The 9,966-nt window shown below is 66.9% G+C and carries 6 protein-coding genes and 1 pseudogene; 4 read left to right on the top strand and 3 right to left on the bottom strand.

The genetic code is table 11. From position 1 onward, the window contains the following. From ACIQ6O_RS08165 to pdeM, 4 genes are all read left to right on the top strand, one after another. On the top strand, window positions 1-941 hold a 941-nt coding region (locus tag ACIQ6O_RS08165), incomplete at its 5' end, for a ligase-associated DNA damage response exonuclease (protein WP_396207287.1). Continuing rightward, complete coding sequence (locus tag ACIQ6O_RS08170; RefSeq protein ID WP_396207288.1) at window positions 938-2,527, top strand: ATP-dependent DNA ligase; 1,590 nt, start codon at window positions 938-940, stop codon at window positions 2,525-2,527. The genes ACIQ6O_RS08165 and ACIQ6O_RS08170, both read left to right, overlap by 4 nt. Before the next feature lie 379 nt (window positions 2,528-2,906). Continuing rightward, window positions 2,907-5,432: a ligase-associated DNA damage response DEXH box helicase gene (locus tag ACIQ6O_RS08175; RefSeq protein ID WP_396207292.1), complete on the top strand. Its 2,526-nt coding sequence runs from the start codon at window positions 2,907-2,909 to the stop codon at window positions 5,430-5,432. After that, window positions 5,429-6,082 (top strand): ligase-associated DNA damage response endonuclease PdeM, encoded by a 654-nt coding sequence (gene pdeM / locus ACIQ6O_RS08180; RefSeq protein ID WP_396207289.1) that lies wholly within the window; start codon window positions 5,429-5,431, stop codon window positions 6,080-6,082. The genes ACIQ6O_RS08175 and pdeM overlap by 4 nt, the downstream gene beginning before the upstream one ends. Before the next feature lie 7 nt (window positions 6,083-6,089). Here pdeM and ACIQ6O_RS08185 read toward each other — a convergent pair whose 3' ends face one another. From ACIQ6O_RS08185 to ACIQ6O_RS08195, 3 genes and pseudogenes are all read right to left on the bottom strand, one after another. Then, window positions 6,090-6,983: a DUF808 domain-containing protein gene (locus ACIQ6O_RS08185; RefSeq protein WP_396207290.1), complete on the bottom strand. Its 894-nt coding sequence runs from the start codon at window positions 6,981-6,983 to the stop codon at window positions 6,090-6,092. A gap of 18 nt (window positions 6,984-7,001) precedes the next feature. Further along, on the bottom strand, window positions 7,002-8,243 hold the full coding sequence (locus ACIQ6O_RS08190; RefSeq protein ID WP_396207291.1) for a serine hydrolase domain-containing protein: 1,242 nt from the start codon (window positions 8,241-8,243) through the stop codon (window positions 7,002-7,004). 44 nt (window positions 8,244-8,287) lie between these two features. Further along, window positions 8,288-9,966 (bottom strand): annotated as a pseudogene (locus ACIQ6O_RS08195) (hypothetical protein); the annotation flags it as partial.

Genomic DNA, 9,966 nt, shown 5'->3' on the forward strand with positions numbered 1-9,966 from the left:
GGTGCGACGCCTACCTCGTCACCGAGGCGGGCGCGGCGGTGTCGCGTGAACGATTGGGCAGCTGGGCCGCCGGACTCGAGGGCATGCCGTACGGCGCCACTCGCTCCATCAATGGCGTGACGGTGTCGTTTCACCCCGCGGGCCATATTCTGGGCTCGGCGCAGGTACGCCTCGAATACCGCGGCGAAGTGTGGGTGGTGAGTGGCGACTACAAGACCGACCCCGACCCCACCTGCGACCCGTGGGAACCGGTGCGCTGCCACACCTTCATCACCGAAAGCACCTTCGGTCTGCCCATCTATCGCTGGCCATCGCAGCAGCAGGTGTTCGCCGACCTCAACACGTGGTGGGCAGCCAACGCTGCCGCCGGACAGGTCTCGCTGCTCTGCGCCTACGCCCTCGGCAAGGCCCAGCGCCTCATCGCCGGGCTCGATGACAGCATCGGCCCCATCGTCACGCATGGGGCCGTGGAGCGCATGACGGCGCTGTATCGGCACGGTGGCGTGTTGTTGCCGTCCACACGTCACGCAAGCGACGCCCTGCGCGACAAAGCCATTGCCGGTGCCATCGTGATCGCGCCGCCCAGCGTTACGGGCTCCACGTGGCTGCGGCGATTCGGCGAGGTGCGCACGGCGTTCGCCAGCGGGTGGATGCGCGTGCGCGGTGCCCGACGTCGGCGTGGCGTCGATGCGGGCTTCACACTCAGCGATCACGTGGATTGGCCGCAGTTGCTCGCCGCAGTGGACGCCACTGGGGCCCAGCGCGTGTGGGTCACGCATGGCTTCACGGGTCCCGTGGTGCAGTGGCTGACCGAACGCGGGCTCGAGGCCCGCGCGATCGCCACGCGTTGGGAAGGGGAACGTGACGACGCCGCGGTCGACGCCAGCGAAAGTGACACGGGGAGTACTGCCGGCGAAACCGTTGTGGAGTCAGCGCCGTGAAACAGTTCGCCGCGCTCTACGATGCCATCGACGCCAGCACGGCCACCTCGTCGAAGGTGTCGGCGCTTGCGTCGTTCTTTGCGCACGCGCCGGCTGCTGATGCGGCGTGGGCGGTGGCGTTTCTCGTGGGCCGTCGCCCCAAGCGGCTGGTGAAAGCCCCCGATCTGCGCGCGTGGGCGGGAGAAGCTGCTGGAGTTGCGCCGTGGCTGTTCGAAGAGTGCTACGCGCAAGCCGGCGATCTCGCCGAAACCATCACGCTGCTCGTGCCCGAGGGCGACGATCACGACCCCGAAGGACTGGCCTGGTGGGTGGAGCACCGATTGCTGCCGTTGCAATCGCTCGAGCCCGTAGCGCAGCGCGCCGCACTGCTCGATGCGTGGCGTTCGCTGAGTGGCTCGGCGCGCTTCGTGTTCAACAAGCTGCTCACCGGCGCGTTTCGCGTGGGCGTGAGCGATGGTCTCGTGGTGCGCGCGCTCGCGCAGGTGAGCGGCGTAAGCGCCGAAACGATCGCGCACCGGCTCATGGGGAAGTGGGAGCCCACAGCCGCGTGGTACACACAGCTCGTGGCCACCGAAACCACCGATGCGGACTGGAGCCGTCCATACCCCTTCTTCCTCGCCTATCCGCTCGAGGCCGAGCCCACGTCACTCGGTGAGGTGCGTGACTGGCAGATCGAGTGGAAGTGGGACGGCATCCGTTGTCAGCTCGTGCGCCGGTGTGGCCGCACGTTCCTCTGGAGCCGCGGCGAAGAACTGTTGACCGGCCGGTTTCCCGAGGTGGAAGCGTGTGCCGAGTGGCTCCCCGACGGCACCGTGCTCGATGGCGAGTTGCTGGCCTGGCGCGATGACAAGCCGCTGCCGTTCAGCGAGCTGCAGAAGCGCATCAATCGCAAGACGGTAGGAAAGAAGCTGCTGGCCGACGTGCCGTGTGCGCTGCTCGTGTACGACTGTCTCGAGACAGAAGAGCATGACGTGCGCGCGGAGCCGATGCACGCGCGACGCGAACACGCCGAGTCGCTGGTGCGCCGGCTTCCGGGTGGCGCGACCATCGGGCTCTCTCCGGTACTCGACGTGGGAAGTTGGGAGGCGGTACGCACCGCGCGCGGTGAGTCGCGTCGCGAGATGGCCGAGGGGCTCATGCTCAAACGCCGCAGCGCACCGTACGGTGTAGGCCGACGCGTGGGTGACTGGTACAAGTGGAAGGTGAACCCGCTCACGGTCGACGCGGTGCTCGTTTATGCGCAGGCGGGTCACGGGCGCCGCGCCGGGCTCTACACGGACTACACGTTTGCGATCTGGGATGGCGATGCGCTCGTACCATTCGCCAAGGCGTACAGCGGCCTCACCGACGCCGAGATCCGGCAGGTGGACACGTTCGTGCGCAACAATACGCTCGAAAAGTTCGGCCCGGTGCGCACGGTGAAGCCCGAGCTCGTGTTCGAACTGGCCTTCGAGGGCATTCAGCGTAGCCCGCGACACAAGAGTGGTATTGCGGTGCGTTTCCCACGCATCGCGCGCTGGCGGCGGGACAAGCCGGCAGGTGAAGCCGATACGCTCGACACCGTGAAGGCCCTACTCGATGGCTGAACGTGGGAAACGCGTACACACGAAGATCACCGAGGGAGATGAGCACACGAAGAACAACATTTCCTCTGTGTCCTCACCCACCTCGGTGAGCTCTGTGTTGCACGCGTCCCCCCCACGTGCCGATGCAGCGCAGCGCATCCGGCCAAGGAAACGCGCGAACACGGAGCTCACCGAGGGGGATGAGCACACGAAGAACAGCGTTGCCTCCGTGCCCTCACCCACCTCGGTGAGCTCTGTGTTGCACGCGTCCCCCCCACGTGCCGATGCAGCGCCGCGCATCCGGCCAAGGAAACGCGCGAACACGGAGCTCGCCGAGGGAGGTGAGCACACGGAGAACAGCATTTCCTCTGCGTCCTCACCCCACTCGGTGAGCTCCGTGTTGCACGCGTCCCCTCAGTTCGAAAGAGCGACCCAGCGTGTACACGACTGGTTCGAATCGCGCAGTTGGCACCCCTTTCAGTTCCAGCGCGACGTATGGGACGCGTACGCACGCGGCGAATCGGGACTCATCCACGCCGCCACTGGTACCGGCAAGACGTACGCCGCCTGGATGGGACCCGTCATCGAAGCGATGGCCGAAGAGCCGCAGGCACGGAAGGCCCGCCGCCGCGCCGACGCGATGCCGCTGCGCGTGCTCTGGATTACCCCGCTGCGCGCGTTGGCGGCCGACACCGAGCAGGCGCTCAAGCTCCCCATTGCCGAACTGGGGCTGCCGTGGACGGTGGAATCACGCACCGGCGATACGTCGCAGTCACGCCGTGCGCGGCAGCGCGAGCAGCTCCCCACGGCCCTCGTCACCACCCCCGAATCGCTGTCGCTGCTGCTCTGCCGCAAGGACAGCGCGGAGATCTTTCGCGACCTGCGGTGCGTAGTGGTCGACGAATGGCACGAGCTCCTCTCCAGCAAGCGTGGCGTGCAGGTGGAGCTCGCGCTCGCCCGGCTGCGCCGCCTCTGCCCCGCGTTGCGCACATGGGGCGTATCGGCCACCCTCGGCAATCTCGACGAGGCCGCCGACACGCTGCTCGGATTCACCGATACGGGTGCGCCGAGCCCCCGGCGATTGGTGCGGGGGGTGGTGCCCAAGGAGGTGGAAGTAGAGGCGCTCGTGCCGGACACGATGGATCGCTTTCCGTGGGCCGGGCACCTCAACACGAAGCTCCTCCCTGAGGTGATGCGTCGGCTGGAAGCAGCCGACAGCGCCATCGTGTTCACCAACACGCGTTCGCAGTGCGAGATCTGGTTTCAGAGCATCATCGCCGCCAATCCGGCGTGGTTCGAGTTCACGGCCATTCACCACGGGTCGCTCTCGCGTACCCAGCGTGAGGACGTGGAAGACGGGCTCAAGACCGGCCGCTATCGGATCGTGGTGGCCACCAGCTCACTCGACCTCGGCGTGGACTTCGCGCCGGTGGACCTCGTGATGCAGGTGGGCAGCCCCAAAGGCGTCGCGCGTCTGCTGCAGCGCGCCGGCCGCTCCGGGCACTCGCCGGGGCGCGTGTCGCGTATCGTGTGTGTCCCCACGCATGCCTTCGAGCTGGTCGAGGTCGCCGCCGCGCGCGAAGCTATTCGGGCCGGCGCCATCGAAAGCCGGTCCCCGCTCGACCGCCCGCTCGACCTGCTCGCGCAGCATCTGGTCACGCTCGCCCTCGGCGGCGGTTTCACGCGTGAAGCGGTGCTGCGTGAACTGCGCACCACGCGAGCGTTCCGACTGCTCACCGACGACGAGCTCGACTGGGTGATCGATTTCGTCACCCGCGGCGGCGAGGCGCTACGCGCCTACCCCGAATACGCGCGAGTCGTGAACGACCATGGCACGTATGTGGTGACCGATCGGCGCGTCGCGCTTCGCCACGTGCTCAATATCGGTACCATCGTGAGCGATGCGGCCATCGCCGTGCGCTACCTGAAGGGCGGCCGGTTGGGCACGGTGGAAGAGTCATTCGTGTCGCGGTTGTCACCCGGCGACAAGTTCATCTTTGCGGGGACGCCGCTGGAGTTCGTGCGTCTGCGTGATCTCACGGCGTGGGTGAAGAAGGCCAAGGGGATGAGCGGGGCCATTCCGCGCTGGCAGGGGGCGCGCATGCCGCTCTCCACCGAACTGGCGGCAGCAGTGCGAGATCGGCTCGAGGAGGCGCGACGCGGCGAGTACACGACCCCGGAGATGCTGGCCGTGAAGCCGGTGCTTACGCTGCAGGCGGAACGCAGCGCCATTCCGCGCCCGGACGAGCTGCTCATCGAACGCACCGAGACGCGCGACGGCCATCACCTCTTCGTGTACCCATTCGAGGGGCGCCTCGTGCACGAGGGGCTCGCGGCGCTCTGCGCGTATCGCATGGCGCAGCTGCAGCCGTTCTCCTTCTCCTTCAGCTGCAACGATTACGGCTTCGAGTTGTTGAGCCACGAGCCAGCGCCACTCGAGGAGGCGCTCGACGCGGGACTCTTCGCCACCACCCATCTCCTGCACGACGTGACGCAAAGCCTCAACGCGGCGGAGCTGGCGCGTCGGCAGTTCCGCGAGATCGCGCGTGTGGCCGGACTCATCTTCCAGGGGTACCCCGGCCAGTCGAAGAGCGTGAAGCAGTTGCAGGCGAGCAGCAGCCTCCTGTACGACGTGTTCGTCAATCATGACCCCGGCAACCTGCTGGTGGCGCAGGCGCGCCGTGAGGTGCTGGAACGTCAACTCGAGGCCAGTCGCCTCGGACGCGTACTCGAGCGCCTGTCGCGCAGTACCGTGCGCCTCGTGGATGTGGAGCGCCCCACGCCGTTGGCATTCCCGCTCATGGTGGACATGACGCGCGCCAAACTCAGCACCGAGAAGCTCGCCGATCGCGTAAAGCGCATGACCGTAAGCGCCGAGAAACCGGCCAAGAGTGGCGTGATGAGCACGTTCCGGTTCGGCGCATGACCACGCTCACGATCGAGGTGGCCGGCGCAACGCTCCAGTTACTCCCTGAGCGCGCACTCTGGCATGAAGCCGAGCGCACGCTGTTCGTGGCCGATCTGCATTGGGGCAAGGCAGCCGCATTCCGCGCCGCACACGTGCCGGTGCCCATGGGCACCACCAGCAGTGATCTGGCGCGGCTCTCCAGTGCTATCGAGGCCACCGGGGCACAACATCTCGTGGTGTTGGGCGACCTGATGCACGCGCGCACCGGACGCCACGACGAAACGTTTCGCACAATCGCGGCATGGCGTGAGCAGCACGCCGCCCTCCGCATTACGCTTGTGCGCGGCAACCACGATCAGCACGCCGGCGATCCACCGGCCGCGCTCGACATCGTGTGCACCGACGCGCCGTTCGTCTGCGGCCCGTTCGCCGGCGTCCACGAGCCGTGCGAGGCGCCCTCGGGATACGTGCTGTGCGGTCACGTGCATCCCAGCGTGACGGTGCGCGGGCGCGGCCGGCAGACCCTGCGTCTTCCAGCGTTCGTGTTCGGCCCGCGCCGTGGTATCCTGCCCGCCTTCTCCAGTTTCACCGGCGGCGGGATGTACGAACGACAAACCGGCGACCGCCTGTATGCGATCGCCGGTGACGAGGTCGTGGCGCTGGACTGAGGCGCGTTCAGTGCCCGTCCTTACCGCGCGCCTTCTGTACGAGCAGGAAGAGCACCACGAGCACACCGCCGCACACCACCCCGAGCAGCGCGTCGAGGACCGGCTTCGTCACCACGGCCAACGGGCCGGTGGCGTGCGCCCAGCCTTCCAGCAGCACCTCGGCCGCATGCCACCCATGGGCGATGATGCCACCACCCACGGTGAACATCGCGGCGGTACCCAGCACCGACAGCGTCTTCATCAGCAGCGGTGCCGTCTTGAGCAGCACGCTGCCCAGAGGGTTCCCGCGCTGGTGGAGCGCGAGCCCGGCGTCATCGATCTTCACGATCCCCGCCACGAGACCGTACACGAACACCGTGGCCGCAAGGCTCACGATGGTGAGTGACAGGATCTGCTGCGAAATGGGCGCCGCAGCCATGGTGCCGAGCGCGATCACGATGATCTCGGCCGAGAGCACGAAGTCCGTGCGAATGGCGCCCTTGATCTTGCCCTGCTCCACCGCGAGCAGTTGCTCCTCGGTGTACTCCGGATGCATCACCACCGCGGCGTGGGCCTCGCCTTCGTCGCGGTGCAGATACTTGTGCACCAGCTTCTCCACGCCCTCGAAGCAGAGGAAGAGACCGCCGATCATCATGAGCGGCATCACGGCCCACGGTGCGAAGGCGCTGATGAGGAGGGCGACCGGCACCAGGATCACCTTGTTCCACAGCGACCCCTTCGCCACCGCCCACACCACCGGCAGCTCGCGCTCCACCCGCACGCCGCTGGCCTGCTCCGCATTGAGCGCGAGATCGTCGCCCATCACGCCGCTCGTCTTGCGCGCGGCCACCTTCGCGAGCACCGCCACATCGTCCATCATGGACGAGATGTCGTCCAACAGAACCAACAAACTGGAAGCCATGGGATTGATAAGGATTACTTAGCGCAGCGATGCCAACAGCCGTTCGACGAAGCCGTTGAGACTCTGCCCGTTGTCCATCCAGCGCACCACCGCGACGACATCGTTCACGGGATCGACATAGATGTAGTTGTTGCCGGCGCCCACATGAACGAACGCCTCGGCAGGCGCCGACGCCACGTACTTGCGGTCGGTGTTCACGAACCAGTTCATGTAGCCGTACGTGGGCTCCACCTTGGTCGGCGTGAGCGCCTGCGTCACCCACGCGTCGCTGAGCAGTTGCTTGCCGCCCCAGTTACCGCGTCGCAGCGTGAGCAGGCCGAAGCGGGCCATGTCCCACGCGCTGATCACCATGCCGCCACCCCAGTGGCCGCCACCGCTCACACTCTGCACCTCGCGGCCATCGAGCACGATCCACGAATTCTCGTAGCCGTACCACCGCCAGCTGTTCGAAGCGCCGATCGGATCCATGATCCGCTCCTTGAGGACCTCAGGGAGCGGACGACGCCACACCTGGAGCGCCGCCAGCGCCAGTACGTTCACGCGCGTGTCGTTGTACTCGTAGGCGCTGCCAGGCGTCTTGCGGGCGCGCGTGGTCCACGTGCTCGCGTCCTGCGCCGGGCGGTCGGCCCACTCGGGCTTGCCCCACAGCGTGCCTTCCCAGTCGCTCGTTTGCCGCAACAGATCATCCCACGTGATCGTGCGATTGTGCGGCGTATCGAACGGCGTGAGCAGCTTGTCGGTACCGGGCCAGTCGCGTGAGTACACCGTCCCGTTGGGGCGCGCCCGCACGATGGGCGGTACGTATGGCGCCACCGTGTCGCGCACGTTGCGAATGCGCCCGTCGTCCACCGCGAGCCCCACGACCGTACTCAAAAAGCTCTTGGTCACGCTGTTCGTGATCTCGTTCGCCGTCGGGGTGCCCCACGTGGCCACCACGTAGCCCTTCCGCACGATGATGCCGGTGGCACCGCCACGCGGCGGCAGCGGGCCGATGGCGTCACCGAGCGGCTCGCGCCCGAACGTCTGGAGATGATTGAGTTCGAGATCGCGCGGCGACTTGCTTTCCTTGCTGATCGCGAAGGCGATCGCGTCGGCGAGCTTCACGGAATCGACACCCACCGCCGAGGGCGACCGGCGCTCCCACGAACCGGCGGCGGGCACGTAGGGCGTGGCTGCCGTCTTCGCCTTCTGTGCGCTAGCGGAGGGCGCGAGCGGGAACAGCGCCAGCATCGGGAGCGCCAGCTGTGCCACCCCCAACATACCGCTGCGGCTGCCGACTCTCTGCGCCTCATTCGCCAAGCGAATCATGCGATCGGCCCCTTGCCCTTGGCCTTGCTGATCACGCCCGGCACGTTGTTCGCCTTGAGCAGGTTGTTGAACGCCGGCACATCGACGTTCTCGATGGCCTCTACTTCGGCGCGAATGCCCTGCCAGATCTTCTCGAGTTCCACGAGACGGTCCTTCACCGGCTGCGTGAGCGCGGTATTCCCCTCCACCTGGCCGAGCAGGAAGCCGTACTGCCCGTTGATGCCGTTGGCGTAGTTGATGATGTCCTGACCGTTGGCAGCCTTCGTCGTGAGCCGCGGGTCCATCTTGTCCAGCTTCCCCGCGAGCGAGCGCCCGGCCTTGCTGATGGTGTCGGCGGCACTCGTTTCCCGCGCGCGCGACACGTAGCCCTGCACCTGCGTCTTCACATCACGCAGGCGCAGCACCGATTCGTGGATCTCGTTGATGCGCGTGGCGAGCAGATTGGCCACCGAGTCACGCTCGGCGATCACGCTGACCGGCGCATCGATCCGGGGGTCCTGCTTGACCACCAGCGGCTGCGTCAGCACCGTGCTTCCCACGGTGAGCCGCACGGAGTAGGTGCCCGGCGATACTCGAGCACCACCATCACCCGGTGCCCCGAAGAGCAACACGTTGCCCACGCGCGTCGGCATGGCGCGACGCAGGTTCCACGTGACGCTGTTGAGCCCCGGCTTCACGGCGAGCCGGCTGAGCGAATCACGCGTGGCGAACGCCCGCACCACGGTGCCCTTGGCGTCGAGGAACTCGAGCGACACGGCGGTGGCGCTGTCTGGCGCCGCGGCGACACGGAAGTGCACCGTGGCCCCATTGGGCGGATTCTTGCCCGCGTTCTGCGGCGTGCCGAAGCCCCCGCTGCCGGCGAACAGAATCGCTTCACGCGGCGCGTACAGATGCGCCTTGCTCTGCTCCAGCGCATCGGCACGCTGACGCAGCACGGACAGGTCATCGAGAATCCAGAACGCACGTCCTTCGGTGGCCGCGATGAGATCACCGTGCTTCACCTGCAAGTCGGTCACCGGCACCACGGGGAAGTTGCCGCGGAACGGCAGCCACTGCGCACCCGCGTTGTACGACACGTACACGCCGGTTTCGGTGCCGGCGTACAACAACCCCTTGCGCGCGGGATCCTCGCGCACGACACGCACCGGCTCACCGTCGCGCAAACCGGTCACGATGCGCGTAAAGGTGGCGCCGTAGTCCTTCGACACGAAGATGTGCGGCGTGTTGTCACCCAACCGATCCTTGCGGAACGATACGTAGAGCGTACCGGCATCGTGCGGTGACACCGCGATCTCGTTCACCAGGCCGTCGCCCCACGCGGCGGGCGTGATGTTCATCCAACTCTTGCCGCCGTCGCGGGTCCGCTGAATGAGCCCGTCGTCGGTGCCCACGTACATGGTGGCGGCATCATGCGGCGATTCCTCGATCACGACGATCGTGGCGTACACCTCACCGCCGGCACCTTCGTTGGTGATCGGACCGCCGCCCCACCCCTGACGCGTCTTGTCGTTGCGCGTGAGGTCACCGGAGATCGGCGTCCAGTTCTGCCCACGGTTGGTGGTCTTGAACAGCACGTTGCCGCCGTGGTACACCACCTTGTCGTCGTGCTGCGACACCTCGATGGGCGCGGTCCAGTTGAAGCGGTACTTCGTCTTGTCGGTGGGCTCGGTGAGGT

Source organism: Gemmatimonas sp. (assembly GCF_044345575.1).
Taxonomy (GTDB): domain Bacteria; phylum Gemmatimonadota; class Gemmatimonadetes; order Gemmatimonadales; family Gemmatimonadaceae; genus Gemmatimonas.